This window comes from Pseudomonas sp. W5-36, assembly GCF_046540455.1.
In the GTDB taxonomy this organism is placed as follows: Bacteria; Pseudomonadota; Gammaproteobacteria; order Pseudomonadales; family Pseudomonadaceae; genus Aquipseudomonas; species Aquipseudomonas graminis_B.
Map to the genome: position 1 here is coordinate 1 of NZ_JAXCIQ010000026.1, position 24,442 is coordinate 24,442.

The 24,442-nt window shown below is 60.0% G+C and carries 29 protein-coding genes and 1 pseudogene; 13 read left to right on the top strand and 17 right to left on the bottom strand.

The window, feature by feature from the left end; all coding sequences use genetic code 11:
• Positions 1-223: 223 nt before the first annotated feature.
• Together SLW74_RS25595 and SLW74_RS25600 are read right to left on the bottom strand one after the other, a co-directional pair.
• Positions 224-1,405: a PQQ-dependent sugar dehydrogenase gene (locus SLW74_RS25595; RefSeq protein ID WP_410930508.1), complete on the bottom strand. Its 1,182-nt coding sequence runs from the start codon at positions 1,403-1,405 to the stop codon at positions 224-226.
• Between the two features lie 41 nt (positions 1,406-1,446).
• A complete protein-coding gene (locus SLW74_RS25600; protein ID WP_296306770.1) occupies positions 1,447-1,788 on the bottom strand; it encodes a hypothetical protein in 342 nt (113 codons plus the stop codon).
• A gap of 259 nt (positions 1,789-2,047) precedes the next feature.
• Between SLW74_RS25600 and SLW74_RS25605 the strand changes: the two genes are divergently transcribed.
• The 3 genes from SLW74_RS25605 to SLW74_RS25615 all read left to right on the top strand — a co-directional run bounded on the left by SLW74_RS25605 (position 2,048) and on the right by SLW74_RS25615 (position 4,609).
• The gene (locus SLW74_RS25605; RefSeq protein ID WP_410930509.1) at positions 2,048-2,884 is read left to right on the top strand and encodes an AraC family ligand binding domain-containing protein; all 837 of its coding nucleotides are present in this window, start codon (positions 2,048-2,050) and stop codon (positions 2,882-2,884) included.
• A gap of 54 nt (positions 2,885-2,938) precedes the next feature.
• Positions 2,939-3,541 carry a LysE family translocator gene (locus SLW74_RS25610; RefSeq protein ID WP_410930510.1) on the top strand — a complete coding sequence of 201 codons (603 nt, stop codon included), beginning with the start codon at positions 2,939-2,941 and terminating at the stop codon, positions 3,539-3,541.
• Between the two features lie 66 nt (positions 3,542-3,607).
• Positions 3,608-4,609: a diaminopimelate epimerase gene (locus SLW74_RS25615; RefSeq protein WP_410930511.1), complete on the top strand. Its 1,002-nt coding sequence runs from the start codon at positions 3,608-3,610 to the stop codon at positions 4,607-4,609.
• Between the two features lie 7 nt (positions 4,610-4,616).
• Here the strand turns inward: SLW74_RS25615 and SLW74_RS25620 are convergent, their stop codons facing one another.
• From SLW74_RS25620 to SLW74_RS25650, 7 genes are all read right to left on the bottom strand, one after another.
• Positions 4,617-5,054, bottom strand: coding sequence for a nucleoside deaminase (locus SLW74_RS25620; protein ID WP_065992720.1), 438 nt, complete (start codon positions 5,052-5,054; stop codon positions 4,617-4,619).
• Between the two features lie 59 nt (positions 5,055-5,113).
• Positions 5,114-5,611, bottom strand: a complete 498-nt coding sequence (locus tag SLW74_RS25625) for a hypothetical protein (protein ID WP_369319755.1) — start codon at positions 5,609-5,611, stop codon at positions 5,114-5,116.
• Between the two features lie 239 nt (positions 5,612-5,850).
• A complete protein-coding gene (locus SLW74_RS25630; RefSeq protein ID WP_410930512.1) occupies positions 5,851-6,435 on the bottom strand; it encodes a GNAT family N-acetyltransferase in 585 nt (194 codons plus the stop codon).
• Between the two features lie 61 nt (positions 6,436-6,496).
• Complete coding sequence (locus SLW74_RS25635) at positions 6,497-7,510, bottom strand: ABC transporter substrate-binding protein (RefSeq protein ID WP_410930513.1); 1,014 nt, start codon at positions 7,508-7,510, stop codon at positions 6,497-6,499.
• A 73-nt stretch (positions 7,511-7,583) separates the two neighbouring features.
• Positions 7,584-8,093 carry a sigma-70 family RNA polymerase sigma factor gene (locus SLW74_RS25640; RefSeq protein ID WP_410930514.1) on the bottom strand — a complete coding sequence of 170 codons (510 nt, stop codon included), beginning with the start codon at positions 8,091-8,093 and terminating at the stop codon, positions 7,584-7,586.
• A gap of 117 nt (positions 8,094-8,210) precedes the next feature.
• On the bottom strand, positions 8,211-8,990 hold the full coding sequence (locus SLW74_RS25645; RefSeq protein WP_410930515.1) for a phosphate/phosphite/phosphonate ABC transporter substrate-binding protein: 780 nt from the start codon (positions 8,988-8,990) through the stop codon (positions 8,211-8,213).
• A 43-nt stretch (positions 8,991-9,033) separates the two neighbouring features.
• Complete coding sequence (locus SLW74_RS25650) at positions 9,034-9,975, bottom strand: fatty acid desaturase (protein ID WP_410930516.1); 942 nt, start codon at positions 9,973-9,975, stop codon at positions 9,034-9,036.
• A gap of 123 nt (positions 9,976-10,098) precedes the next feature.
• Here SLW74_RS25650 and SLW74_RS25655 point away from each other — a divergent pair, with 123 nt between their 5' ends.
• Together SLW74_RS25655 and SLW74_RS25660 are read left to right on the top strand one after the other, a co-directional pair.
• Positions 10,099-10,512, top strand: a complete 414-nt coding sequence (locus tag SLW74_RS25655; protein WP_296306750.1) for a GNAT family N-acetyltransferase — start codon at positions 10,099-10,101, stop codon at positions 10,510-10,512.
• A gap of 136 nt (positions 10,513-10,648) precedes the next feature.
• A complete protein-coding gene (locus tag SLW74_RS25660) occupies positions 10,649-11,464 on the top strand; it encodes a class I SAM-dependent methyltransferase (RefSeq protein ID WP_410930543.1) in 816 nt (271 codons plus the stop codon).
• Positions 11,465-11,692: 228 nt separating this feature from the next.
• Here the strand turns inward: SLW74_RS25660 and def are convergent, their stop codons facing one another.
• The 3 genes from def to SLW74_RS25675 form a co-directional block, all read right to left on the bottom strand.
• Positions 11,693-12,232: a peptide deformylase gene (gene def / locus SLW74_RS25665; RefSeq protein ID WP_410930517.1), complete on the bottom strand. Its 540-nt coding sequence runs from the start codon at positions 12,230-12,232 to the stop codon at positions 11,693-11,695.
• Between the two features lie 60 nt (positions 12,233-12,292).
• The gene (locus SLW74_RS25670; RefSeq protein WP_410930518.1) at positions 12,293-13,291 is read right to left on the bottom strand and encodes a YihY/virulence factor BrkB family protein; all 999 of its coding nucleotides are present in this window, start codon (positions 13,289-13,291) and stop codon (positions 12,293-12,295) included.
• A gap of 268 nt (positions 13,292-13,559) precedes the next feature.
• Complete coding sequence (locus tag SLW74_RS25675; RefSeq protein WP_065992700.1) at positions 13,560-13,751, bottom strand: CsbD family protein; 192 nt, start codon at positions 13,749-13,751, stop codon at positions 13,560-13,562.
• Between the two features lie 385 nt (positions 13,752-14,136).
• Here SLW74_RS25675 and SLW74_RS25680 point away from each other — a divergent pair, with 385 nt between their 5' ends.
• Positions 14,137-14,517 carry a hypothetical protein gene (locus SLW74_RS25680; RefSeq protein ID WP_410930519.1) on the top strand — a complete coding sequence of 127 codons (381 nt, stop codon included), beginning with the start codon at positions 14,137-14,139 and terminating at the stop codon, positions 14,515-14,517.
• 62 nt (positions 14,518-14,579) lie between these two features.
• Here SLW74_RS25680 and SLW74_RS25685 read toward each other — a convergent pair whose 3' ends face one another.
• Positions 14,580-15,416, bottom strand: a complete 837-nt coding sequence (locus SLW74_RS25685; protein ID WP_410930520.1) for a S1 RNA-binding domain-containing protein — start codon at positions 15,414-15,416, stop codon at positions 14,580-14,582.
• Between the two features lie 370 nt (positions 15,417-15,786).
• Here SLW74_RS25685 and SLW74_RS25690 point away from each other — a divergent pair, with 370 nt between their 5' ends.
• The 4 genes from SLW74_RS25690 (at position 15,787) to SLW74_RS25705 (ending at position 18,488) form a co-directional block, all read left to right on the top strand.
• On the top strand, positions 15,787-15,966 hold the full coding sequence (locus SLW74_RS25690) for a hypothetical protein (RefSeq protein ID WP_037012170.1): 180 nt from the start codon (positions 15,787-15,789) through the stop codon (positions 15,964-15,966).
• A 195-nt stretch (positions 15,967-16,161) separates the two neighbouring features.
• Positions 16,162-16,647 (top strand): hypothetical protein, encoded by a 486-nt coding sequence (locus SLW74_RS25695; protein WP_410930521.1) that lies wholly within the window; start codon positions 16,162-16,164, stop codon positions 16,645-16,647.
• Positions 16,648-16,808: 161 nt separating this feature from the next.
• Positions 16,809-17,552: a TorF family putative porin gene (locus SLW74_RS25700; protein WP_083233260.1), complete on the top strand. Its 744-nt coding sequence runs from the start codon at positions 16,809-16,811 to the stop codon at positions 17,550-17,552.
• A 63-nt stretch (positions 17,553-17,615) separates the two neighbouring features.
• On the top strand, positions 17,616-18,488 hold the full coding sequence (locus SLW74_RS25705; protein ID WP_410930522.1) for a DUF6279 family lipoprotein: 873 nt from the start codon (positions 17,616-17,618) through the stop codon (positions 18,486-18,488).
• A 17-nt stretch (positions 18,489-18,505) separates the two neighbouring features.
• Here the strand turns inward: SLW74_RS25705 and SLW74_RS25710 are convergent, their stop codons facing one another.
• Together SLW74_RS25710 and SLW74_RS25715 are read right to left on the bottom strand one after the other, a co-directional pair.
• Entirely contained in the window at positions 18,506-18,829 is a 324-nt protein-coding gene (locus SLW74_RS25710) for a hypothetical protein (RefSeq protein ID WP_065992690.1), read from the bottom strand.
• Positions 18,830-18,954: 125 nt separating this feature from the next.
• On the bottom strand, positions 18,955-20,307 hold the full coding sequence (locus SLW74_RS25715) for a DEAD/DEAH box helicase (RefSeq protein ID WP_192134008.1): 1,353 nt from the start codon (positions 20,305-20,307) through the stop codon (positions 18,955-18,957).
• Positions 20,308-20,487: 180 nt separating this feature from the next.
• Here SLW74_RS25715 and SLW74_RS25720 point away from each other — a divergent pair.
• Positions 20,488-21,776, top strand: a pseudogene (locus SLW74_RS25720) (mechanosensitive ion channel family protein).
• 13 nt (positions 21,777-21,789) lie between these two features.
• Here the strand turns inward: SLW74_RS25720 and SLW74_RS25725 are convergent.
• On the bottom strand, positions 21,790-22,503 hold the full coding sequence (locus SLW74_RS25725; RefSeq protein WP_410930523.1) for an ArsR/SmtB family transcription factor: 714 nt from the start codon (positions 22,501-22,503) through the stop codon (positions 21,790-21,792).
• 75 nt (positions 22,504-22,578) lie between these two features.
• Between SLW74_RS25725 and SLW74_RS25730 the strand changes: the two genes are divergently transcribed.
• Both SLW74_RS25730 and SLW74_RS25735 read left to right on the top strand, forming a co-directional pair.
• A complete protein-coding gene (locus SLW74_RS25730) occupies positions 22,579-23,736 on the top strand; it encodes a cytochrome P450 (RefSeq protein WP_410930524.1) in 1,158 nt (385 codons plus the stop codon).
• Entirely contained in the window at positions 23,733-24,077 is a 345-nt protein-coding gene (locus SLW74_RS25735; RefSeq protein WP_410930525.1) for an antibiotic biosynthesis monooxygenase family protein, read from the top strand. The genes SLW74_RS25730 and SLW74_RS25735 overlap by 4 nt, the downstream gene beginning before the upstream one ends.
• 72 nt (positions 24,078-24,149) lie before the next feature.
• Here the strand turns inward: SLW74_RS25735 and SLW74_RS25740 are convergent, their stop codons facing one another.
• Positions 24,150-24,386: a hypothetical protein gene (locus SLW74_RS25740; protein ID WP_410930526.1), complete on the bottom strand. Its 237-nt coding sequence runs from the start codon at positions 24,384-24,386 to the stop codon at positions 24,150-24,152.
• Between the last annotated feature and the right edge of the window lie 56 nt (positions 24,387-24,442).

The window sequence follows — 24,442 nt, forward strand, 5'->3', positions numbered from 1 at the left end:
ATGATGCTTCCTCGAACAGGCCTTATACATAGATGCAACCGGGTAGCAGTGTTCGAAAAGCAGGTTGAATGTGGGGGCGAGTCCATACATAGGACCGGCTTCAGCCGGGAAGACTGCGGAAGTGGCGAAGCAACTGCGTCGGATGTACCAGCCCCTTCCCGGCTTAAGGGGGTCCTACTAGATGCAGTTAACCAGGCGCTTGGGCGATAATTTCAAGGTAGGGCTATTGCTCTACCTTCAACCCGACCTTCAACAACTTCCCGTTGTCCTCGTCCGTCAGCACATACATATACCCATCCGGCCCTTGTCGCACGTCGCGAATGCGGGACTTGAGCTCGCCGAGCAAACGCTCTTCGTGCACCACCTTGTCGTCCTTGAGCTCCAGACGGATCAGCTCCTCCGATGCCAGCGCGCCAATGAAGACGTTGTGGTCCCACGCTTTGAACGTGCTTGAGTCGTAGAACGCCATGCCGCTGATGCCTGGGGACTTCTCCCACACGTGGAAGGGGTTTTTCACGCCCTCCACTACCTTGCCCTTGGACTCGGAAATAGGCTCGCCGCTGTAGTCGATGCCGAAGGTCGAGATCGGCCAGCCATAATTGCCGGCGCGTTCGATGATGTTGATTTCGTCCCCGCCACGCGGACCGTGCTCGTTGGTCCACAGCGTGCCGGTCCAGGGGTTGAGCGCGGCGCCCTGTTGATTGCGGTGACCGTAGCTCCAGATTTCCGGCCGAACGTTTTTCTGGCCGACAAAGGGGTTGTCCTTGGGCACGGTGCCGTCGGGGTACAGGCGCACGACCTTGCCCTGCAGTTTGTCGAGGTCCTGAGCCGTGGCCCGTTCGTTGTTTTCGCCCAGGGCGATGAACATGTAGCCGTCGCGATCAAAGACGATGCGCGAGCCGAAGTGGTTGCCCACCGACAGTTTCGGCTGCTGCTGGAAAATGCGCGTGAAGCCTTCCAGCTTGGTCATGTCCTCAGAGAGCCTTGCGCGCCCCGCCGCCGTGCCGCCGGTTTTTCCGTCGCTCGCGGCCTCGGAGTAGGTCAGGTACACCATGCGGTCCTTGGCGAAATCCGGAGACAGCTCGACATCCAGCAAACCGCCCTGCCCTTGCACCCAGACCTTCGGCACGCCGGAGATCGGCGCCGACAGCTTGCCGTCAGGCATCACCCGACGCAGATTGCCCGTACGCTCGGTGACCAACATTCCCTGGGAGTTCGGCAGAAACGCCACCGCCCAGGGATGCTGCAACCCGCCGACGACCTCATCGACGGTCAGCGTGCCAGCCTCGCTTTGATAGGTCGCAGCAGTGGCCTGCACGGAGAGGCCCAATAATGCGGAGGCGCATAAGGTCGCCAGCAATGTCTTGCGGAGGGCGAGCTTGTAAAAAGGGGTGGCGCGCAACATAGGCGGTTCCTTCTGAAATGGAAGAGAGGCTGGCAGTGATTTCAGTTACTGCGGCGTTCGGTATCGCCGGAAGGCCGGGCGGGTTGCTGCCGGGTCGGATAACCGTTGCCGATGCCACCGTTTTCAAGGGTGGGCGGACGTGGCTGCGTCGGTCCGAGATTCGGGCCACCGACACGTGGCGCGATGGACTCGGTGCCCTGACGACTGTTGGGATTGGCACGGCGCACGGCGCCATTATCGGGAACGTTGATCGAGCGGCTCGGGTAACCGGCGGCCGCCAGAAGCGGCGGCGAGTGCGCGGTGTGATCATCGGCCTGCGCCAGCCCGGCGGACAACAGTCCGCCGAGCAAGACGACGGCGAGGCGTCGCGGAAAACTGTTCATCATTTACCTTCTGTGGGATGGGTAACGATTCCGGTCTTTGATGGCGATCGAGCGCGTAGGTTCGCGCTGTCACGGTGGATGAGCAACGTGTAGGACCTTTCGCTTTGTAACAAGAATAGTCGCCGACCCGCCGGACCGTCCCATGCGCCGACACTTCGTCGTCCGCTGCACGATTCTTCCAGACCTGCCGTAAGCGGCGCGGTAACGTACTCAAGCTTGACCGCCTACCCAAACCCGCTACCCCTTCCGAGGCCCCGCGATGTCCGACCGCAACTGGATCGAGCTCAAGCAGGACGCCACGTCCGGCATCGAGACAGTGCGCGCGCATTTCGAGGGCCATGCCTACGATCCACACTGGCACGACAGTTATCTGGTGGGCATCACCGAACAGGGTCTGCAGCAATTCAATTGCCGTCGGCAGCAGCACAACAGCACGCCGGGAAAAGTGTTCCTGCTCGAGCCGGGCGACATCCACGACGGCACGGCCCCGGAAGCGGGCGGCTTTACCTACCGCACGCTGTACCTGGACCCGCGCTGGCTTGACCGAGAGTTACGCGCGCAGTTTGAAGAAGCGCCGGACAACGCCCAGCTCAGCTTCGCGGCAACGCTGGCGGACGACCCGCGCCTCGCCATCGCGACGGCCGACGCCTTCGAAGCGATGCACCACGACGAACTGCGCATCGTGCGCCAGACCGCACTGGACCACCTGCTGGCCAACCTGACCAGCCACTTGCGCTGGCGCACCTTGGTCGACCCCGATCCCCGCCTGCCGCTGGTGGCCCAGCGAGCGCGTGACTATCTGCACAGCCATTTGCAGCAGGACATTGGCCTGGACGATCTGGCGCAAGTGACCGGCGTCGATCGTTTCCGCCTGAGCCGCGCGTTCAAGGCCGCGTTCGGCCTGGCGCCCCATGCCTACCTGATCCAGCTGCGCCTGACCCGCGCCCGCCATCTGCTGGCCCGGGGCGAGGCGCCTGTCAGCGTCGCGGCTGCCCTGGGTTTCGCGGATCAAAGCCATCTGGGCCGCTGGTTCCAGCGCGCCTATCGCATGACCCCGGCTGACTACCGCCGACGCTGCTCAATTGTTCCAGACTGACCGCCCACGGCGCGCGGATCATTGCTCCACGATCAATGACCGCCGAGTGGCCTTATGCAAACCCTCCTGCCCTTTCTGCTGTTCGCTTTCGTCGCGTCCATCACGCCCGGCCCGACGAACATCCTCGTACTGACCAACAGCTCGCGCCACGGCCTGCTCCGCACACTGCCGATTGTCCTCGGGGCCTGCGCCGGTGCGGCGTTGCTGGTGCTGATGGTCGGCACCGGGCTGGGCGACGTGCTGGCGCGGCATCGACAGGTGCAGACGCTGATGTCATGGGTCGGCATCGCCTGGATGACCTGGCTGGCGTGGCAGATATTCAGCGCGCCCGCCGAAGCGATCGACCCGACGCAACGCCGCAGCGGTCCGACCCTGGGCCTGTGGGGCGCGGCGAGCCTGCAGTTGGTGAACCCGAAAACCTGGATGATGGCGCTGGCCGTGGTCAGCGTGTTCGCCGGCACCGACGCCGATCGCATGCTGCGGGTGATATGGCTGTCGCTGGCGTTCTTCCTGGTGTCGATCCCGTGTATGAGCGCCTGGGCCTGGCTGGGCGTCAGCGCCGCGACATTCTGCCGCTCGGCGCAGAGCATGAAGCGCTTCAATCAGGCGATGGCGGTGCTGTTGCTGGTATCGGCGTGGTTGACGTTGGTGGTGTGAAGGGTGGGCAGCAACGCGCGGGTCGGCGTGATTTAATGCGCGCTGACTCCCTGATCCGGACTGACCATGGCTCGCTTCTACGACGCTCGCGGCAATATCTACGCGGTGATTGCTCCCGATGCCCTGCGCACCCTCGGCGTCCCTCTGCCCCAGTCACCGATAGAAGCCGCCACTGGCCGCCACACCTGGACCGCTCAAGCCGTCGCGGCGATCTGTGACTGGCCCGCTGGCCAGCGTCCACCGGGGAGCAAATCTCACCGCTCGGACGGTCTTCTGGTCGGCCCGTTTCAGGACACCGCGCCGTTCGACCTGTTGATCGTCAACACCGACGGCACCCTCGCTGAACGCAGCGGCAACGGCCTGACCATCTTCGCTCAATCACTCAAAGACTCAGCCCTTGGCACCGACAGCGCGCCATTCAGCCTGCGCGTTCATCACGACAATGCTGACATGCCCAGCCCCGTAGCAACCCAGGCGGTTTCTGCAACCGTCGACGGCGTGAACGGGTTCTGGCTGGACATCGGCGGCCCCACTTTCGGCCCACAGGCGGTGGGCGCGACAGGAGCCGGTGTCGGTAAGGCGATGCTCAATGAGCGGGAGATTAACCGGGTCGAGCGTATAGCGGCGTTGCACCCCGCATGGCAGACCAGCGTGTTCGTCAGGGTGGGCAACCCCCATTGCGTCACGCTGGTGGCGGATGTGGATGATCTGCCCAGCTTCGTAAACCTTCACCAAACCGAGTTGAACGCCGCCCTGACTCGCATCGCCTTCGTCGCCGGCGAATCATGGAGCGGCGACCCCTGCCCTGGCGGAGTCAATCTGCAATGGGCCGCGCGTTCGGGGCCAAACCGCATCACAGCGCGGGTGTTCGAACGGGGCGAAGGCCCGACGGCGTCATCGGGCACCAGCGCCAGCGCGGTCGCGTCGGCAGCGTGGTTCTGCGGCTGGGTCCAAGCGGGTCTGGTGGACGTGGTGATGCCCGGCGGCACCGCACCGTTGCGCCTGATCGAGCGCGACGGGCAGTTGCAGCAGGTGCAGTTATTCGGGACGGCGCGAGTCAAGGCCTGACGCTGACCTACTCCCCAATGTCCTCATTCCACAGCTCGGGCTTGTCCGCGATGAACTGCTTCATCAGTCCGACGCACGTCTTGTCGTGCAGCACATTCACGTCCACGCCACGGGACTTGAGCAATTCCTCCTCACCCATAAACGTCTCGTGTTCGCCGACGATGATTTTGCGGATGCCGTACAGCAGGATCGCGCCACTGCACATCGCGCAGGGCGACAGGGTCGTGTAAAGCGTGGCTTCGCGATAAACGCGGGCGGGCTGGCGACCGGCGTTTTCGAAGGCGTCCATCTCGCCGTGCTTGATGGCGCTGCCTTCCTGGACGCGACGATTGTGGCCACGGCCGATGATCTTGCCGTCGTGGACGATGACCGAGCCGATCGGGATACCGCCTTCGTCCAGGCCCTTCTGCGCTTCATCAATGGCCGCTTGCATGAACGGGTCCATGGTCTCTCCTTTCCTTCGTGACGGGGATGATCGAAAAAACGCTTCATAAAAACGCGCGCTCAAGGCTTGGCTTTTTTCAATGCGTTGTCCAGCGCGGTGGACACGTAAACCTTGAGCAGCTCGCTGGAGCGGTCCTTCATGTCAGCGCCGACATCGCGCTGCTTGTTGCGGAATGTGTTGGCGACGTCCGGCGCCGGGTCTGCGGCGTCCAGTGCCTTCAGCTCTTCAGGGCTGAAGGATGCGGCGTAGGCGGCCGCGAGGTTTCGGTCCCATTCCTGCTGATACTGCGGCTGCAGGCTTTGCAGTTCGTCCTGCACGATTTCCTGGGCCTTGGTACGGCCGACGGTCTCGACGATCGTGGCGAAGGTCACGGTATGGGACGCGACCTGATAACCCAGCCAGCCCAGGCTTTCGCCCAGATGCCGCTCCTGCACGAAGGTCAGCGCGGAATCCCCGGCCACGGGTGCGGGAGCGGGGGCGGGTGCGGTTTCGCCGGCCAATGCCACGCTCTGCAGGGCCATCACCCCCACTAAAGTCAGCCCGAGTGACGCCTTCATTATCGTCATTGCTGTCGATCTGCAATATTCCATGTCCTCTCCCGGCGACTTTTTATCGGTGATCAACGCTTTGATTGTCTGCTGGACGCTAACAGTTGAGGGGCGAGATATCCATCGGTGAGCGATCTCTGGCCGAACGATGCATACCTTGTGGGACCGGCTTTAGCCGGGATGAGGCCAGCGCGCACGCCGTGAGTTCTGCATTGAAATGCCTGACGCCTTCCCGGCTGAAGCCGGCCCTACGGGAATTGCGTATCTTGTGATTCTGCTGAACGACCCAGCGCCCATTGCTGCGCGGTCATGCGGTAAATTCTCACGCCCTGTCGGTGATACTGGCTGTGAACGAACCCGCCGAACCCGAGCTTCTGAATCACTTTCACCGACGCGAAATTGGCCGGTTGAACAATGGCGATCAGCGACGGCACCTGGAGCTCTTTAAAACCATAAGCCAGAGCGCTGCGCGCCGCTTCAGTGCCAAGGCCTTTCCCCCAGAACCCGGTGGCGAGCCGATAGCCGATCTCGATCTCGTCCTTCCCATCGACCCGCTCGGCATTGAGACCGCAGAAGCCGGCCAGGGTTGAGGTGGATTTTTCCACCACCGCCCACGGACCGAAGCCGCGCTCACGGTAGGAAATCCGGCACCAGTCGATGAACTCCCCTGTCGCCTTTTCCGACAATACGCCCGCCACCGAATGACGCATCACCTCGGCATCGCCCAGAATATGCGCCAGCGCCGGGGTGTCGTCAGGGGTGAGTTCGCGCAGGATCAGGCGTTCGGTATGAAGGGGAAGGCATAAACGGTTCATGAAGCGTGACTCGTGCATGAACAGGGTTGCCTGTGGGACAAGCGGCAGCCCGCTTGCCCACAGCTTGAACGGAAAGCGCTTACAGGCTGGCTTTCACCTTGCTGGCAACCTCAGCTGGCACCCAGGAAGACCAGACTTCCGGGTGATCCTTCAAGAAGCTTTTCGCCACAACGCTGGGCTCCTGGCGCTTCTCGCTCATCTCGCCCAAGGTCTTGTTCAACTGGTCGATGGGCAGGTCCACCTTCTCGAAGAAGCTCACCAGATCCGGGTACTGCTGACGGAACGGTTCCGACACGCCAATGGCCAGGTGCGCAGCGAGGGAGCTGGAGCCGATCGGGTTGGGATTGCTGGCGTCGGCGAGGGTTTTCCAGGCGGCTTCGTTGAATGGCGGCTCTTCCAGCTTGATCAGCTTGAAGCGACCCAGCAGCGGCGTCGGCGACCAGTAGTAGAACAACACCGGCTTGCCGCGGCGAATCGACGATGCAACTTCAGCATCCAGCGCCGCCCCCGAACCGGTACGGAAGTTCACGTAGCTGTCGTTGAGCTTGTAGGCCTTGAGCTTCTGGGTGTTGACGATCTCCGATGTCCAGCCGGTCGGGCTGTTGAGGAAGCGGCCCTTGTCCGGGGATTCCGGGTCCTTGAACACGTCCTTGTATTTGGGCAGGTCGGATACCGATTTCAGGTCTGGCGCCAGCGCTTTGATGCCGCGCTCCGGGTCGCCCTTGATAACGAATTCCGGCACCCACCAGCCTTCGGTTGCGCCTTTGACGATGTTGCCCAGGCCGTGGACCTTGCCTTCGGCTTCCGCCTTGACCCACGCAGGACTGCGGCCCGCCCACTCTTCGCCGATCACCTGAATGTCGTTCTTCGCCAGGGCTGCTTCCAGACTCACCGTGCTGCCGGGCAATGTGTCGGTGGGATAGCCGTAGCCTTTTTCCACGATGGTGCGCAGGATTTCGGTGATCAGGCTGCCGCTCTCCCAGGTGATGTCGCCGAAATGAATCGGCGCGGTTTTTTCTGCGCCGTACGCCGAGCCCGTCAGGGCAGCCAGTGCCAGCAGCGAGCCGCCCAGCAGTTTTTTGATTGGTGTCATGGATGTCTCTCGTCGCTCGGGGATGGGAGGAGCTCAATCGGTTTGGCACAGTTGGCCGGGCACAGCACACGCTTTATTCCAGACAAGCGCGGCGGCAACAGGTTTCAGCCTGATCCATGTAGTCGCTCACCGAACGCTGCGAAATGCCCAGCTGCGCGGCAATTTCAGGATAGGTCAGCCCGCCGCGACGGGAGAGCACAAAGGTTGATTTGATCTTCGCAGGCAGGCGGTCAAGGCGGCGATCCAGACGGTCAAGGATTTGCAGCGTAGCGGCGTGGCTTTCTGCGGATGCACAAGGAACAGCATCTTCCAGGGCCAATCCCTCCAGATAATCGCGCTCCTGATCACGCCGCCGCCAGCGCTCATACACCCGTCGCTGGGCAATGGTAGTCAGCAGCGCGCGTGGGTCGCGAATCGGCACAACGTTGGGCGAGGCCAATAGTTGCAGGAAGGTTTCGGACGCAACGTCTTCAGCGCTCTGCTCGGAGTCGAGAACCCGACGCAGGCGCAGGCATAGCCACGAGTGGTGCTGCACAAACAGTTCGCCGAGGTAGTGGCGATGCATCATATCGGCGCCAGCCATAAGACATCCCCTGCCCTGAAATTTTTATCATCGGGACCTTCCGAGTGGGCATGCTAGCAAGCGCGGTTATGCAGTAAAAATACTTAAAAGTGTTCTTTATAGACCATCGGGGAATAACTAGAGCGAAGCCAGGCCTTGTGATACCGCCTGCTGCCGGTAATCCAGCAACACCTGATAATCCTCCACGCTCGCAGACATTACCTCGCTGATCGCCAACACGTGGGCGACATCGGGGAGTTCAGTCAGCGCCTGATTCATTGCCTCGCGGATGACATCAGCCTCGGCGCCGAGGCGGGTGATGTACGGCAGGCACGGCCCCTCCGCTGTTCGACCCATCACTTTCACGCCGGCGACCTCCTCGCTACCGTCGCGCGCCAGATAATCGAAGGTCACGCTGTCGATGGCGGCCAGATCGCCGTCACCCGCTTTGATCGCAGCTAGGCTGCTGCGATGGCCGCCGGTGAGCGTCACATCAGCAAAGAACGCCCCGTTTTGTTGAAGCGGCGCCAGGGCGTGGCGGAACAGGTTCATGCCGGAATTGGAATCCCGTGAATTGAGCAGGCCATGGCTGCCCCTGAATTCGACGAGTGCCTGACGCGGATCGTCCTCGCGGGCGATCAACAGGCTGCAGTGGTTGCCATTGGCGCTGTGGGGCAACTGATAAACAGGCCGCCCGACCACCTGCACCTTGCCCTGTAATTCCGTCATCAGCGGATAACCGCAGGTTTGGGCCAGCAGCAAGTGCGGCGACAGCCACAGCGCTTTCAGGTCCAGAGCCTGCGCATCGAGACGCTCCACCCCAAGGATTTCCACTGTTCGTTTCAGCCACTGCTCTTGCGCCTGCTGAACGCGCGGCGGAGCGACGTACATCAACAGTTCAGCGAAGCCTTGGGGCATGTTCGGTGTTCCTCATCAGACCTGGGGTTTCAGACATAGGGTTTCAAACATGGGGATGTTGCGGGCTGTCGATAGGATTGAAGCTGTGGCGACGAAAGAGTTCCGCGTAACCGGCCACCAGAAAACCGCCACTGCGTGCCAGCCACTCCTCGCGCCGCGCCCGATACACGACGGGCATGTGATACCACGACAAGCCAGGCAAGTCGTGGTGGACGAGGTGCAGATTCAGATTCAGGAACAGCCAGGCCCACGGCCACGACGCCTCATTGATGACAGTGCGCTCCTGGGGTTGCACGCCAGGACGGTGCTCGTAATAGGAGCGAACCATCGACACCGCCAGCGCCGGGACGCTGCAAAAGAGCACGTAATGCAGGGCCGAGATCGCGGCGTAATGCTCGATGAATAGGAACATCAGCACCAGCAATCCACCATGGGTCGACCACATCGCCCAGGCCTGACGCTCGCCACGCAGCAATCGACGGGTTTCGCCGACGATCAGACTGCTCAGCGCCAACGGCACGCCAAACACCAGACGCCCGGGCGGTGTCTTGTCGAGCCAGCGCAGCGCACGCATCAGCATGCCGGTCTGCTTCCATTCCAACTGGCTTAGGTAGCGGCTTTCCGGGTCGCGACCGGGAACGGTGAGGTCTTCATCGCAGTGGTGCTGCATATGGGTGTCGCGATACAGCGTGTACGGGTACCAGACCGCGAATGGCGCGTAACCGAGCACCTTGTTCAGTCGCAACGAACGCGTCGGGTGGCCGTGCAGCACCTCATGTTGCACCGACATCCACAGCACCAGCATCGGGACCATCAACAGCGTGGTCGGCCAAACGCCCAGCTGCGGGCTGGCAACCAGCAACGTCGGCCAGCCTGCGAATACGCCGATCAGCAGTAACCAAGTCGGCCATTCCGTGCGGCCTGTAAAGCTTGCACGCAGGCGCTTGATCTCTTCGCGCTGCACGTCGTCCAGGTAGTGGGACATTGCCGGTTCCTGCATTCGGGCTGATAACCGGTTGTGCAACGACACAGGAAAAACTTGTAGATCGATTGGTTATGACGGTAGAACGATGCGCTGAATCCACCCTCAAGCCGACGCCTGCCGCACATGCCCGACATCCAGTTTTCAACCCTTCCCGACGTGCAGCGCCCGTTGCTGGAGAAGTTCTACCGCGCCCATCGATCGTCCATGCGCGCCAGGGGCGAGGCGCAGGTGTGGGTGGCGCGCCAGCCGGGCATTGTTGGCGCCTTATGCCTGACGCCTGTTGCGGGTGGGCACTGGTTGACCGGGCTGTTTATCGCGCCAGCCGAGCGCGGGCGAGGTGTCGCGGCGGGCTTGATCGCGGCCGCGCTGACGTCGGTTGAAGGCAATGTCTGGTTGTTCTGTGAGCCTGAACTCGGCGGGTTCTATCAGCGGCTCGGCTTCACGGGGGTTGAGGATCTGCCTCAGGAACTGGCCGCACGGCTGGCGCGTTATCGACAGACCAAATCGTTGATCTCGCTTGTTCGATGTGCCGATTGATCGGCGGATGATGCTGGCAGGCTTAGAACCTTTCCTGCGGTGGATCAAACCAAACGTGCCATCCGAGGCCCGGCCTCGCGTGCTAGCCTCGCCGGTCATTTCTCGATCAAGCAGGATGCACATGAACCCGGCGCTTATGGTTTTCTCTCTCGCGGCACTTTCGGCGACGGGCCTGGCAGCGGCGGCAACTGCTGCACCTGAATCCACCGTCAGCCACGAGCAGTTCGCGACCGTCCTCAGCGGCGACTGGCGCGTGCCGCAAAATACGGCCCGCGATCAATACCGTCACCCCGAGCAAACCCTGACATTTTTTGACCTGCGCCCTGATCAGACGGTTATCGAGATCACGCCGGGCAACGGCTGGTACAGCGAACTGCTGGCGCCGCTGCTCAGAGATAAAGGCCATTACGTGGCAGCCATCGTCGACCCTGCCACCAGCGATGACGCGAAAAAATCCGCCGACAGCCTGAAGCAGAAATACGCGGCCGACCCAGCGCATTACGGCAAGGTCGAGGTCGTGGCCTACGCGCCCCGGGTGCCGGTCTTCGGTAAGGCAGGCTCAGCCGACACGGTGCTGACCTTCCGCAACGTGCACAACTGGGTCGACGCCGGCAACGAAGCGGCGACGTTCAAAGCGTTTTACGAGGTATTGAAACCGGGCGGGACGCTGGGCGTGGTCGACCACCGGGCCAAACCCGGCACCACGGCCAGGGACAACGCACAAAACGGATACCTGCCGACGGATTACGTGATCGAACTGGCGCAGAACGCGGGCTTCACGCTGGCTGGCCAGAGCGAAGTCAATGCCAACCCCAAGGACACCAAAGACTACCCCGACGGCGTCTGGACGCTGCCGCCGGCGTTGGTCAACGGTGAGCAGGACAAGGCGAAGTTTCTGGCGATCGGCGAGTCCGACCGCATGACGCTGCGGTTCATCAAGCCAGCGAAATAATATGAGCTGCAGAGAATCTCAGCCGAATGTGCTCGCCCTGATAACGCTGAAGAACCTGTGGGAGCGAGGTTGTTTACGATGCCGCTGCAAGACCTGTGGGAGTGAGCTTGCTCACGAAAGCGCTCGTTCAGCCGCCGGATGTTTAGCGGATGTACCGGCCTCTTCGTGAGCACGCTCATTCCCGCATAGGTACTCATCTGCCCCAAGATTTTGTGAAATTCCGAAGCGTTAATCGTCCGAATTCGGGTCCATCCCCGGGAACAGCACTTCGATGAATCCAAAGCGGCTGAAGTCGGTAATGCGTGACGGGTACAGACGGCCTATCAGGTGATCACACTCGTGCTGGACGACCCGCGCATGAAAACCGCGGGCTTCACGCTGGATGAGCTTGCCGTCCGGGTCGAAACCCTCGTAGCGGATGTGCTCGTAGCGATCGACCACGCCACGAAGGCCCGGCACCGACAGGCAGCCTTCCCAACCCTCTTCCAGGGTTTGCTCCAGCGGGGTGATCAGCGGATTGAGGAGGATGGTCTGGGGGACCGCCTCGGCATCCGGATAACGATCGCTGCTCTCGAAACCGAAGATCACCAACTGCAGGTCAATGCCGATCTGCGGCGCGGCCAGGCCGACACCGCCGACGCTTTCCATGGTTTCGAACATGTCCTCGATGAGTGTCTTCAGCTCACGGGAGCCGAACATCGACTCGGGGACAGGTGGCGCGATGCGCAGCAAGCGCTCGTCGCCCATTTTCAGAATTTCGCGAATCATTGCGGGACCTCTGCAACGGGCAGAGGCGCCATCAGCGGGCGCCGTCTGCCTTGAGCGTTATCAGAACTTGTCGGTCTTCAGCACCGGCGGCGTTGGCGTGTAGTCATGGTCATGGGTGTGATCGCGGCCGAGACCCGAGACGTGCTGCTTGAGGTGCACCGTATTAAAGTCGGCCGTGCCATCGCGCTCGCCTTCTTCCTTCTCACCCTTCTCCTTGCCTTCAGCGGACATGTGCTCGATCACCGCGTTCATCTCAGCGCCCAGCAATAACACCGCCGCCGAAATGTAGAAATACAGCAGCAACACGATGATCGCACCGATGCTGCCGTACATCGCGTTGTAGTCGGCGAAGGTTTTGACGTAGTAGGCGAAACCCAGCGATGCGACGATCCACACCACGACCGCGAGCACCGAGCCCGGGGTAATGAAGCGGAAGCTCTGCTTAACATCGGGCATGACGTAATACATGATCGCCACCGCGACCATTAGCAGGATGATGATCAGCGGCCAGCGCAGAACCGTCCACAGCGTGACGATGAAATCTTCCATGCCAATCTGCGCGGCGAGCCAGTTCATGACCACCGGGCCGGTGACCATCAGCGCGGCAACCGTGAGCAACATGCCGGCGATGCCGATGGTGTAGACCACCGACAGCGGGATGCGCTTCCAGGCCGGGCGCGCTTCGACCACGTCGTACGCGGCGTTCATGGCGCTCATCATCAGCCGCACGCCAGCCGAGGCGGTCCATAGCGCGATGACGATACCGATCGACAGCAAACCGCCCTTGGACTGTTGCAGCTGGTCAATGACCGGGTTGACCTGGTCAAGGGCCTGGGGCGGCAGGACCAGTTCCGATTGCAGTCGCAGCCAGCTGAAAAAGTCCGGCAGGTGCAGGAAGCCGATCAGGGCAATGAGGAAGAGCAGGAACGGGAACAGCGAAAACAGCATCTGGTAGGCCAGAGCCGAGGCGTAGGTCGACATCTCGTCATCGAGAAACTCTTTGACCGTTCTGACCAACACTGTCTTGATGCTGAGCTGGCGCAAGTCCGGGAATATCATGGCGTCTCCTTTCGCGACACAGATGTAGCCGAAGCACGATTATTGATTCAAGCGTATCTACAAGCGGTATGCATACGAGCGGGCAATGGCGTTGAAATTCCGTCAGTTACACGAACGGGCTGGCTTTTTACAGGGTGCCCGGGGTGTTGGCTACATTTGATGTGTTTCAGGCGGTCGGTGACGCAAATGATAACGGCCATCAGAGGATGGCCGTTACGGTGTCGCAAATCAGGTCGCCTGGAGCCATTGGGCTCAGGGCGCAAGGGATTTAGACCTTGTCGACGCCTTTTTTCACAGCGTCTTTGGCTTCGCCAACAGTCTGTTGGGCTTCGCCCTTGATTTCTTGCGCTTTGCCTTCGGCACGCAGTTTGTCGTTGTCGGTCACTTTGCCGACGCCCTGCTTGACGTTGCCTACTGCTTCGTTAGCCATGCCTTTGACTTTATCGCCGGTGCTGCTCATAGGGTTCACTCCAGGGTGGAAATAGGATGTCATTAACTCGACACTAGAACTGACCGGAGCGGTGAATCAGAGGTTCAATTAATTCGCGTCGCCGCGTTAAGCATATCCACAGCTTCCCGGCTAAAGCCGGTCCTACGCAGTTACGCGGCGCTTTTGTAGGACCGGCTTTAGCCGGGAAGAGGCCCGTTCAGGCGCTGACATTTGATCGTTCCCACGCTCCGCGCGGGAATGCAGCCCGGGGCGCTCCGCGTCCCTGTCGAAGACCGCGAATCGCGCCGGCCAATTTTGCCTTTATGTTTCCCCGAGAACCCCGGAGAATGCGCGACCGAACCGGCGGCGCTCAGGGCGTCGGGCCAGGTTGACGAGACCGTGATCCAGGAATGTTATGAAACTCGATAAGCAGCAGGCCATTGCGCGCCGTAATGAACAGCTCGGCGGCGCCGTGCTCGGCACCAATAACACACACTTCGCCGTGCTCGACCCCAAGCGCAATATCTGGTGGTTTGATTTGCCCATGAGCCGTCTGGCAGTGGGTCAGTACGAGTGGCTGCATCTGCTTCTGCACACGCCTAGCACGGATGAGTTGATTCACCTGAAGGTGACGACCAAGTTCCTGCGCGATCAGAAAGACGCGGTGGTGGTTCGCAACGAAGGCAAGCGCAAGTCCACCGTGAGCCTGGAGCTCTCGGCTGACAAGGATTCGTACTTGAAGGACATGCGCCCGAACGGCGCGAACCTGAGCTTCGGCAGCTTCGTGCAGAAATGATCAACCCGCGTTGATCTGACGAGTGCAGCGCCGATCACCCGGCGCTGCACTCGAGTATCACGTCAGACCAATTCGATACGGTCGGCGTGAATGACGATCTGGCCCTGCTTGTACAGTGCGCCGATCGCTTTCTTGAAGTTGCCCTTGCTGACGCCGAACAGGTTGCTGATGACCTGCGGATCGCTCTTGTCGCTGACAGGCAATACGCCGTTGCTGTCACGCAACTTGCCGAGGATCTGCGCGTTGAGGCTGCTGGCAAGCTGTTCGCCCACTGGCTGCAGACTCAGGCTGATGTTGCCGTCGCTGCGCACTTCCTTGATGAAGCCTTTTTCCTGTTTGCCCGAACGCAGGAACTTGAACACCTCGTTCTTGTGAATCAAGCCCCAGTGCTTATTGTTGATGATCGCCTTGAAACCCATCGCGGTTTCTTCCGCCACCAGCAAGTCCACTTCCTGCCCGACTGCATAGTTGGCGGGCACCTTGTCCAGATACCGATCCAGACGCGTGGTCGCGGTGATGCGGCGCGTGTGCTTGTCGAGGTAGACATGCACCACGCAGTAATCGCCGGCCTTAAGCGGCTGCTTTTCTTCCGAGTACGGCAGCAGCAGATCTTTGGGCAGCCCCCAATTCAGAAAGATGCCGATGCTGTTGACTTCAACCACTTTGAGGCTGGCAAATTCACCCACCTGAACCTTGGGTTTTTCCGTGGTCGCGATTAACTTGTCATCGCTGTCCAGATAAATAAAGACGTTGAGCCAGTCTTCATCTTCGCTGGGAATATCTTTGGGGATATATCGATTGGGCAGCAGAATTTCGCCATCTTGTGCCCCGTCCAGATATAAACCGAAGTTAGTGTGTTTCACCACTTGCAAACTGTTGTAGCGCCCGACTAAAGCCATGTGCAGATACCCTCGTTACGTGGGCGGCATTCTACCCGAATTCCGGCGGGCGTTCCGGATCGGCCTCTGGCGTCGGCTGCCTGCTTTGAAAATCAAGGGGTTGATGAACGTCACCGCGCAGACGGTGCCGAGCTCAAGCCATTCGTCAGGTCGTTGAATCTGGCATCAGCCATGAAGGCTGGTCGAACACCACGGAACGCCCGATTGAACATCGCAATTAAAACAGTCAGTTAGCGGCTAATGTCGAAGAATATGTCTGCACCACCGCGCGAGCAACAGCCCTCCCCTCATCGGATAATACCCAAGCAATTTCCGGCCAATTCCGATAGGATGGCCGGCCGTATTAAATTTATATAGGTCAATTGCAGCCATGCGTGTAAAAGCATCCAACTCGAAAGCCAAGCCAGCTCCTGCCGTTGAGACCAGCGATTCGATCAACGCGCAAATTGCAGCTTTCTTGAAATCCGGTGGCGAGATCCAGCAGATCGCCAAAGGTGTCAGCGGCCAGACCTTCGGCCCATCCAAGCAGATCTCCCTCGGCAAAAAGTAAATTTTCTCCCGCCTCCGCGGTCGACATCCAGGCGCTTTGATCACAAGGCGCCAGGTCCATCGCTCCTCGCTGCACAAAGCTCTGCTTTACTCTCTTGTCACATGACGCACCGAGCTGCCTGTCAATGGCGCCGCGCATGATATGGCAACAGAACGGACGATGCCCTGAACTGCTGAAGTCTCTGCGGAAACCGATATGAACAAACGGATGATCATCGGCGCCCTGCTAAGCCTCGGGCTGACCGGTTGTGCGACCCACGGATGTGACACCTCGGTGGCGGGCAGCCCATGCCGCGCCGACTATCTGCTGTACCAGAACGACATGCTCCAGGCCAAGCTGCTGATCAACGAGCGCCGCGCTGAAAACGACGAGCTCGCCAGCGCCCTGCTGGAACGGGCGGCGCGCGAAGACACGTCCGGCGAGGCGGAGTTTTATCAAGCGATCCTGCTCTTGCGTCAGAACGCCAGCCCGAAAGAGGTTGATGCCAAGCTCGATGACTCCGCCGACCGCAACTACCCGCTGGCCATCGCCCTGCAGGCGCAACGGGCCGGAACGGAGGATCAGGACAAGGCCCGCGCCTATCGCGCCAGGTACGAAAAACTGGATGTCGCCACCAGCGGTTATCCTTCTTTCCCCCAGGCGTTGATCGTCGTCAACCAGCTGATTTCCACCGCGAACTGATCGCAACGTTCAGCCCATCTGCATCGAATCGACCAATGGTCGCGAGATATCGCCAATCGGCGGTATCCTTGCGACGCTCTAGATCGCGGTTCTTGTCGGGCCATTCGCCGTCAGCATAGATACCTTCGACCCACTCCTCCGAAACCTGAAAGGAGTGAAGCATGCCTTATGCTCGCTGTTTCAACCGTTGGACCGGTGCGGTGTTTGCCTGCGCCGCCTTCATGCATCACGCCGCCAGCGCTCAGGTCATCGAGCGGGAGCTGGGCGACTTCAGCCTCAAGCTCGGCACCACGCCCAGCCGCACCATGGCCCAGGGCCTGGTGACGCCGAGCGGTGCCGATTCCAAATTCCATGGCGGACTCGACCTGACCCACGAAAGCGGCTTCTACTTCGGGCAATGGTCACCCAGCACCGGGCTCGCGCCCGATACCTCGCTGGAAGTCGACTCCTACATGGGCTTCAAGAAGCCCTTCGACAAAACCCTCGGTTATGAGCTTGGCGTGATTCGCTACAGCTACCCGAACACCGATCAGCTCGACAGCCACGAGCTGTACGCCGGCTTCCGCATTTTCGACAGCCGTATCGGCACCGCCTTCAGCACTGACGCCGGTCGCCAGGACAGCACCCTGTTCCTCGACCTCGGCGACATGATTCCGCTGGGCCTGGACCTGCGCATGCAGTACGGCAACCACCAGCTCGACTCACCCACGATCATCGACGGCGGCGGTGTGGTCAATGCCTACAGCGACTGGTCCTTCAACGTATCGCGCCCGGTGCTGGGCATGGACATGAACCTGATGTACAGCGGTTCGAGCCTGACCGGCGCCGATTGCAGCGCCTACAGCGGGCATAACACGCAGTGCGAAAGCACCGTCACGCTGAAGGTCGTCCGCTCGTTTTTCTGATGGGTTGAACCGCTGTGACCTGACTTGCTCTATAACGGGGAGACGAACCGGCAAGGAGCTGTCATGGGCATTGTGTTGAAGACCTTTATTTCGCTGTGGCTGAGCCTGACGCTGCTGGCGGGGTGCAGTCAGATTGGTCTGACGTATCGACATCTGGACTTCATCATCCCCTGGTCGCTCAACGACTACCTGGACATGAATGCGTCGCAGAAGGACTGGCTCGATGAGCGCTTGAAAGAGCACTTGAGCTGGCACTGCACCACCCAGATTCCCGGTTACCTCGACTGGCTGGACCGTCTGCAAGGGATGGTCGAAAACAATCAGGTCAATCAAGAGCAGCTCAAAGCACGCACAGCTGAAGCACGGCAAGCCATCGCTACCCTCTCCAAAGAAATCACGCCCTCGGCGGTCGAGCTGCTGCGTCAGCTGGACGATCAGCAAGTGGGCGAGATGCAGGCGGCGTTCGCCAAGGACCTGCGCAAGCATGAGGATGAGTTCGTCGACCAGCCGCTGGACAAGCAGATCAGTGAACGCGCTCAACGCATGGAGAAACGTCTGACGCCGTGGATGGGCAAACTGAACGCCGCGCAGCAGGCGCGGGTGATGCAATGGTCGACCTCGCTGGGCGAGCAGAACCGGCTGTGGATCGATAACCGCGCGCACTGGCAGTCACTGCTGCTGGCGGCCGTGAAACAGCGCAATGCCGCCGATTTCGATCAGAAGATTGCCAGCCTCCTGCAGGACCGCCAGACCTTCTGGACGCCCGAATACCGAGCAGCCTATGACCATACCGAGCAGGCAGCGATTTCTCTGATTGCGGACCTGATGGCGCAAAGTACGGCTGATCAACGGCAGAAGTTGCTGGCGAAGATCGCCGACGTGCGCAAGGACTTCACGGATTTGAGTTGCTACAAGAGCATGAAAAAAGCGTCCTGATCGGGACGCTTTCAGCATCAGGCGATTTGCGCCTTGGAGGCCACCTCATCAAAGGTCGCCTCATCCAGCGCATCGGCCTGATCGTTCAAGACCTGACGCGGATGGTCATTGCCCGGAATGCTGCTGTCGATCATCGCCAGCAGGCTTGCGCCTCGTGGGGTAAGGCTGGCGCCTTCGCCATTCCCGCCTGCACCGCTGGTGTGGGCGGCAATGAATCCACGTTCGAGCAACAGCGCTCTCAACTCTGCGGCATGGGTTTCTGACGCATCCTCGATTGCGACGCTGTTTTGTACGTGGTGCAGCAGACGCTCGATCAGGTCCCAGTCGTATCGTTTAGACATGTTTCAACCTCCAGTGGGCCAACAGGGCAATACCCGTGACGTCCGGTCATCGGGCTTGATGCTCAGTGGTTGTGACCCAGCGGAGGGCCAGCCGTTCAGCGGGCTGGCCGGGAGGCAGAAGGGGGTTATTCAGCGACTGGCGGACGCGTGACACGCTTTTTCAGCGGCGCCATCCCGTCCTGGCTGACCAAAGGCTCGGCCTTCGGACGATTTACCGACTTGCGTTTGGTCGGGCCCTTGGCGACGGCTTTCTTTTTGTCGCCCTTCTTGTCACCTTTGCCATCGGTTTTTTTCTTCTTAACGCCGACAGCCTTGCCCGATGCCTTGACCTTCTTCGGCCCGGTGTAGGTGCCTTTGACTTCCTTGATCGTGCGGCGCTCGAACTTCTGCTTCAGGTAGCGCTCGATGCTGGACATCAGGTTCCAGTCACCGTGGGTGATCAGCGAGATCGCCAGCCCTTCGCCGCCGGCACGGCCAGTGCGGCCAATGCGGTGAACGTAGTCGTCGCCGGTGCGCGGCATGTCGAAGTTGATGACCATGTCCAGGCCGTCGACGTCCAGCCCACGGGCCGCGACGTCGGTCGCCACCAGGATCTTCACGCCGCCCTGCTTCAGACGATCGATCGCCAGCTTGCGATCCTTCTGGTCTTTGTCGCCGTGCAGCACGAACGCCTTGTACTCGAGCGCCACGAGACGACCGTAAATGCGGTCGGCCATGGCGCGCGTGTTGGTGAAGATGATGGCTTTCTGGTAGGTCTCGTTGGCCAGCAGCCAGTTGAGGACCTGCTCTTTGTGTACGTTGTGGTCGGCGGTGATGATCTGCTGACGGGTGCCCGGAGCCAGTTCGCTGACACTGTTGACCTGCAGGTGCTGCGGGTCTTTCAGGACTTTGCCGATCATTTCGCGCAGGCCCGAACCACCGGTGGTGGCCGAGAACAGCATGGTCTGCTCACGATTGGCACACTCGCCGGCCAGACGCTCGACGTCTTCGGCAAAGCCCATGTCGAGCATGCGGTCGGCTTCGTCGAGAACCAGCAACTCAACCTGCTTGAGGTCGAGGTTGCCGGCGTTGAGTTGCTCCAGCAGGCGGCCCGGCGTGCCGATCAGGATGTCCGGGACCTTGCGCAGCATCGCGGCCTGGACCTTGAAGTCTTCGCCCCCGGTGATAAGGCCGGCCTTGATGAAGGTGAACTGGGAGAAACGCTCCACTTCCTTGAGCGTCTGCTGGGCCAGCTCGCGGGTCGGCAGCAGGATCACGGCGCGGATGTCGACGCGAACCTTGGCCGGGCCCATCAGGCGATTGAGCATCGGTAATACGAACGCGGCAGTCTTGCCGCTGCCGGTCTGCGCCGTCACCCGTAGATCGTGTCCCTCCAGCGCCAGCGGAATGGCCGCTGTTTGCACAGGCGTAGGCTCGACGAAATTGAGTTCGGCCACGGCTTTTAGCAGGCGTTCGTGCAGGGCGAATTGGGAGAACACGGGTGTTACCTCGGCGTAATACAAAAAAACAGTCGCATAGGGTACCGGTTTAAGCCGGATTCGCCGAGTCTCTTTAGCTCAAAGGGCCTATTTTGTTACCGGATTTGGCCTACCCTGCCCTCGCTTCCCTATCAATGCTCTAATCGCGCCCCCCATTTCTGATCAGGAGATCCAGCGCCCATGGACACCCACTCGCTTTGGCTACGCGCCCAGGAAATCTGGACGCTGCTGGAAAACCAGCCAATGCTGCGCACGATCACCGGATTGCTGTTACTGCTCGTCGCTGCTTTCGCCCTCGGGCGGCTGGCGCGGTGGGTGATCCTCTACGCCATGAAAGCCCTGAGTCGCCAGCCATCGCTGTTCTGGCTCAATGACTTCCTGCACAACAAAGTCTTCCATCGACTGGCCCAGGTCACGCCCTCGGTGGTCATTCAATTCGGGCTCAACCTGGTCCCGAACCTCAGCAATCCCGCCAATCATGTGCTCGGCAATATCGCGCTGGCGTTCACCATCCTCTTCCTCATGCTCACCGTCGGCGCGCTGCTCAACGCGTTGCTGGACATCTAAGCGCGCACCGAACACGCCCGCACCCGCTCAATCAAGGGCTACGTGCAGCTGACGAAAATGATCCTGTACGTGTTCGCCGGGATCATCATCGTCGCCACGTTGATCGACCGATCGCCGTTGTTGCTGCTTTCCGGACTTGGCGCGATGTCGGCGGTGATTCTGCTGGTCTATAAAGACACCCTGCTGTCCTTCGTTGCCAGCGTGCAGCTGACCAGCAACGACATGCTGCGCGTCGGCGACTGGATCGAAATGCCACAGGTCGGCGCTGATGGCGACGTGGTGGACATCACCCTGCACACCGTGAAAGTGCAGAATTCGACAAGACCATCGTCTCGATCCCCACCTGGCGCCTGATGTCCGAGTCGTTCAAGAACTGGCGCGGCATGCAGCAGTCCGGCGGGCGCAGGATCAAGCGCAGCCTGTTCATCGACGCCAGCGGCGTGCGGTTCGTCTCCGATGAAGAAGAACAGAAGCTGACACAGGTTCGCTTGCTGACGGATTACATGGGCCGCAAAAAAGCCGAGCTCAGGGCGTGGAACGAGGCGCAGGGCAACGTCGCCGAAATGTCAGCCAATCGCCGCCGCATCACCAACATCGGCACGTTTCGCGCCTACGCGCTGGCGTATTTGAAAAGCCACGCCGACATCCACCCGGACATGACCTGCATGGTCCGCCAGATGGAAACCACGGCGCAGGGTGTGCCGCTGGAAATCTACTGCTTCACCCGCACCACCAGTTGGGGCGACTACGAGCGGATTCAGGGGGATATTTTCGATTATCTGCTGGCGGTGCTGCCGGAGTTTGGGCTGGGGGTTTATCAGCAGCCGAGTGGCGCGGATTTGCGGATGGGGTTGGCGAAGATGTCGTCGAATGAGAGTGTGCAGCAACCGGGCAGCATTTGACGCACAAGTGCAGCTATGGCGCATTGTTTTCAGTGCTGACCCCGAATCGAACGGAAAACTCTTTCGCTCCCTTGGGTGTCAACGCGAGCGTCCTGCTGCCAAGGTCCTGGATAACCCATTTGCGGCTGGTCACAATGTGCAGAAAGGCAGCACCCAGTGCTCCAGCGAGATGCGGGCGGCGCATGCTCCAATCCAGGCATGAGCAGGCGAAGCGACGTCGTTGTGCCCTGATGCTCTCCACGTCAAGCCCTAAGTCGACCATCGCTTTTTCGCCGCTGACAGTAAGTTGATAATTACCGTCGTCAGCAGCTGACATGGTCAGCCAGCCTGACTCGAGGAAACGATCGTGCAGTTTTACGGCCAATGAGCCCGCCATGTGGTCATAACAGGTGCGTGCGATTTGCAGTCGACCCGGGGTATTCGGGACAAACCTGGTGTACGGCTTATGACTGATCACCATGAGGGCCTCTATCGCTCTGGCCACGTCTGCGTCCGCCAGACTGTAATATCGATGCCTGCCCTGCGTGTGCAGCTTCAGCAGCCCGTCCTCTTTGAGCCTTGCCAAATGCGCGCTTGCAGTAGAGGCACTTACGTCGCCGATGACAGCCATTTCTGTGCTGGTACGTGCATGCCCATCCATCAACGAACAGAGCATCTTCGTCCTTGCTGGTTCGGCGATTGCGCCGGCGACCCTTGAAATGGCGGTGTCATTGCCTGGGGAGTCCATATTTCGTTCCTGAACGAATCGTAAACGTGCGCAGTGCCAGATATTAGCCGTTCTTTGTGAACAGGACTTTCAGAAATGACGCCGTTTGAAGCAGCCAGCCATGCCGACCCTTATATTTATTACGCAGGTTTAAGGCAACGAAAGGGGCTGTTGTTCGATGCAGATCTACGCCTGTGGATCGCCAGTGATGCCAGTGCCGTAGAGGCCATTCTGGAACATTCGGACTGTCGAGTCCGTCCTCTTGATGAGCCGGTTCCTCTCGCAATTGCACAGGGCGCCGCGGGTCGTGTTTTCGGTCGTCTCATGCGCATGAACGAGGGAGCTGAACACCAGTGTCCAAGAATGGCCATCGCGCCCACTTTGGCTTCTGTGCATGACGAAAACATCGCAGAAATTGTGTCGCAGGTATTCGAGTCCCTCAATGCCCCGGTCGACGCCCTCAATGAGTTGATGTGGACGTTGCCCGTATCCGTCATGGCAACCTTGATGGGCATTCCTTTCACCCAGTTACGTGAAGTTGTGACCCTGACCCAGAATTTTGTGGGCTGCCTTTCCCCCTTAAGCGACAAGACCAAGCTGGATGAGGCCGATGCCGGAGCGACTCGGTTGAGTCAACTGTTCGCAGAGTTGCTGCTTTGCGAGGATGAAAGAAGTCGCTTCATGAGCCACGTGTTGAGGGAATGTGACGTGACGGGCTGGAGAGACAGAGACGCATTGATCGCTAATCTGATCGGCCTGTTGTCACAGACCTGCGAAGCCACCGCAGGCTTGATCGGCAACACCCTCATAGCGATTCATCGTAACCCCGACCTGTTTGCCCCCCCTCAACAACCGCCGCGTGTTGCAGAGTGGGTAGCCGAGGCGGCGCGCCACGACTCCCCCATACAAAACACCCGGCGGTTCGTCGCCGAGCAGTGTGTAATCGAAGGCAGCGTCCTGAAGGCCGGGGATACGGTTCTTTTGTTGCTGGCTTCGGCGAACAGGGATCCTTGCGCAAACCCGGATCCTGACAACTTTTTGCTCACACGGTCACACCGTCGAATATTCAGCTTTGGCTCAGGCAGACATGAATGCCCAGGTCAGCAACTCGCTTTGCGTATTGCCTCTGAAGCGGTTTCAGAGCTATTGCGTAGACAGCCCACCACCGCTGTCCGCGCTCATCAATGGCGCTACTTGCCCTCGCTTAATGCTCGAATTCCTCATTTCCATCGCAGCCGGGATACTCAACAATGATCGCGGTTATTTTTGAAGCGTGGCCACATGAGGAGCAATACCAGCGGTATCTTGATCTTGCGGCTGAACTGAAGCCATTGCTGGAAGGTTTGGATGGGTTCATTTCAGTGGAGCGTTATCAGAGCCTGAGTGAGCCAGGAAAAGTTCTGTCGCTGTCATTTTGGCGTGATGAGGAAGCCATTGAACGGTGGCGCGGCCTTGAGTTGCATCGTGCCGCGCAACTTACGGGGCGTAGGCAAGTATTCGATGATTACCACCTGCGCATTGCTGACGTGATGCGAGATTACAGTCTGGAGAATCGTGCTCAAGCGCCCGCCGATAGCAGACGCGTTCATGAATAAAAGAAAATGAAAGAGCAAAAAGCCCGGCCTATGCCGGGCTTTTATGTTTCGGGTATTCAAACACCCAAAGAATTAACGATCACGCTGGTAGCTGGAACCGAACTCTTTGCGGTTTTCAGCAACGGTTACGGTGCCGGAAGTCTGAGTGGCGAAAGGCTTGACCGCCTCTTTGCTGGCGACTTTGCTGTCCAGAACGGTAGCGCTGGAAGCGTTGACGATAGCGCTTTGGTTAATGTGCTGTGGGCTGGCGAATGCAGAACCCGTAGCCAGGATGGACAAGGCGAAACTGAAGGCGATGGACTTTTTCATGATGTAGATCTCCGCGTAGTTGATGGTAAGTGGTTTAAGTCGTTTCGTTGGGGCCA

Bases quoted from the DNA above. Each gene is read 5' to 3' on its own strand.
- SLW74_RS25610 (WP_410930510.1), top strand. From the start codon at position 2,939: ATGCAAACCCTCCTGCCCTTTCTGCTGTTCGCTTTCGTCGCGTCCATC.
- SLW74_RS25650 (WP_410930516.1), bottom strand. From the start codon at position 9,975: ATGTCCCACTACCTGGACGACGTGCAGCGCGAAGAGATCAAGCGCCTG.
- SLW74_RS25660 (WP_410930543.1), top strand. From the start codon at position 10,649: ATGGTTTTCTCTCTCGCGGCACTTTCGGCGACGGGCCTGGCAGCGGCG.
- SLW74_RS25690 (WP_037012170.1), top strand. From the start codon at position 15,787: ATGCGTGTAAAAGCATCCAACTCGAAAGCCAAGCCAGCTCCTGCCGTT.
- SLW74_RS25620 (WP_065992720.1), bottom strand. From the start codon at position 5,054: ATGGACCCGTTCATGCAAGCGGCCATTGATGAAGCGCAGAAGGGCCTG.
- SLW74_RS25615 (WP_410930511.1), top strand. From the start codon at position 3,608: ATGGCTCGCTTCTACGACGCTCGCGGCAATATCTACGCGGTGATTGCT.
- SLW74_RS25680 (WP_410930519.1), top strand. From the start codon at position 14,137: ATGAAACTCGATAAGCAGCAGGCCATTGCGCGCCGTAATGAACAGCTC.
- SLW74_RS25705 (WP_410930522.1), top strand. From the start codon at position 17,616: ATGGGCATTGTGTTGAAGACCTTTATTTCGCTGTGGCTGAGCCTGACG.
- SLW74_RS25625 (WP_369319755.1), bottom strand. From the start codon at position 5,611: ATGAAGGCGTCACTCGGGCTGACTTTAGTGGGGGTGATGGCCCTGCAG.
- SLW74_RS25685 (WP_410930520.1), bottom strand. From the start codon at position 15,416: ATGGCTTTAGTCGGGCGCTACAACAGTTTGCAAGTGGTGAAACACACT.
- SLW74_RS25635 (WP_410930513.1), bottom strand. From the start codon at position 7,510: ATGACACCAATCAAAAAACTGCTGGGCGGCTCGCTGCTGGCACTGGCT.
- SLW74_RS25670 (WP_410930518.1), bottom strand. From the start codon at position 13,291: ATGATATTCCCGGACTTGCGCCAGCTCAGCATCAAGACAGTGTTGGTC.
- SLW74_RS25725 (WP_410930523.1), bottom strand. From the start codon at position 22,503: ATGGACTCCCCAGGCAATGACACCGCCATTTCAAGGGTCGCCGGCGCA.
- SLW74_RS25700 (WP_083233260.1), top strand. From the start codon at position 16,809: ATGCCTTATGCTCGCTGTTTCAACCGTTGGACCGGTGCGGTGTTTGCC.
- SLW74_RS25605 (WP_410930509.1), top strand. From the start codon at position 2,048: ATGTCCGACCGCAACTGGATCGAGCTCAAGCAGGACGCCACGTCCGGC.
- SLW74_RS25740 (WP_410930526.1), bottom strand. From the start codon at position 24,386: ATGAAAAAGTCCATCGCCTTCAGTTTCGCCTTGTCCATCCTGGCTACG.
- def (WP_410930517.1), bottom strand. From the start codon at position 12,232: ATGATTCGCGAAATTCTGAAAATGGGCGACGAGCGCTTGCTGCGCATC.
- SLW74_RS25675 (WP_065992700.1), bottom strand. From the start codon at position 13,751: ATGAGCAGCACCGGCGATAAAGTCAAAGGCATGGCTAACGAAGCAGTA.
- SLW74_RS25655 (WP_296306750.1), top strand. From the start codon at position 10,099: ATGCCCGACATCCAGTTTTCAACCCTTCCCGACGTGCAGCGCCCGTTG.
- SLW74_RS25640 (WP_410930514.1), bottom strand. From the start codon at position 8,093: ATGGCTGGCGCCGATATGATGCATCGCCACTACCTCGGCGAACTGTTT.
- SLW74_RS25695 (WP_410930521.1), top strand. From the start codon at position 16,162: ATGAACAAACGGATGATCATCGGCGCCCTGCTAAGCCTCGGGCTGACC.
- SLW74_RS25735 (WP_410930525.1), top strand. From the start codon at position 23,733: ATGATCGCGGTTATTTTTGAAGCGTGGCCACATGAGGAGCAATACCAG.
- SLW74_RS25600 (WP_296306770.1), bottom strand. From the start codon at position 1,788: ATGAACAGTTTTCCGCGACGCCTCGCCGTCGTCTTGCTCGGCGGACTG.
- SLW74_RS25630 (WP_410930512.1), bottom strand. From the start codon at position 6,435: ATGCACGAGTCACGCTTCATGAACCGTTTATGCCTTCCCCTTCATACC.
- SLW74_RS25710 (WP_065992690.1), bottom strand. From the start codon at position 18,829: ATGTCTAAACGATACGACTGGGACCTGATCGAGCGTCTGCTGCACCAC.
- SLW74_RS25645 (WP_410930515.1), bottom strand. From the start codon at position 8,990: ATGCCCCAAGGCTTCGCTGAACTGTTGATGTACGTCGCTCCGCCGCGC.
- SLW74_RS25730 (WP_410930524.1), top strand. From the start codon at position 22,579: ATGACGCCGTTTGAAGCAGCCAGCCATGCCGACCCTTATATTTATTAC.
- SLW74_RS25595 (WP_410930508.1), bottom strand. From the start codon at position 1,405: ATGTTGCGCGCCACCCCTTTTTACAAGCTCGCCCTCCGCAAGACATTG.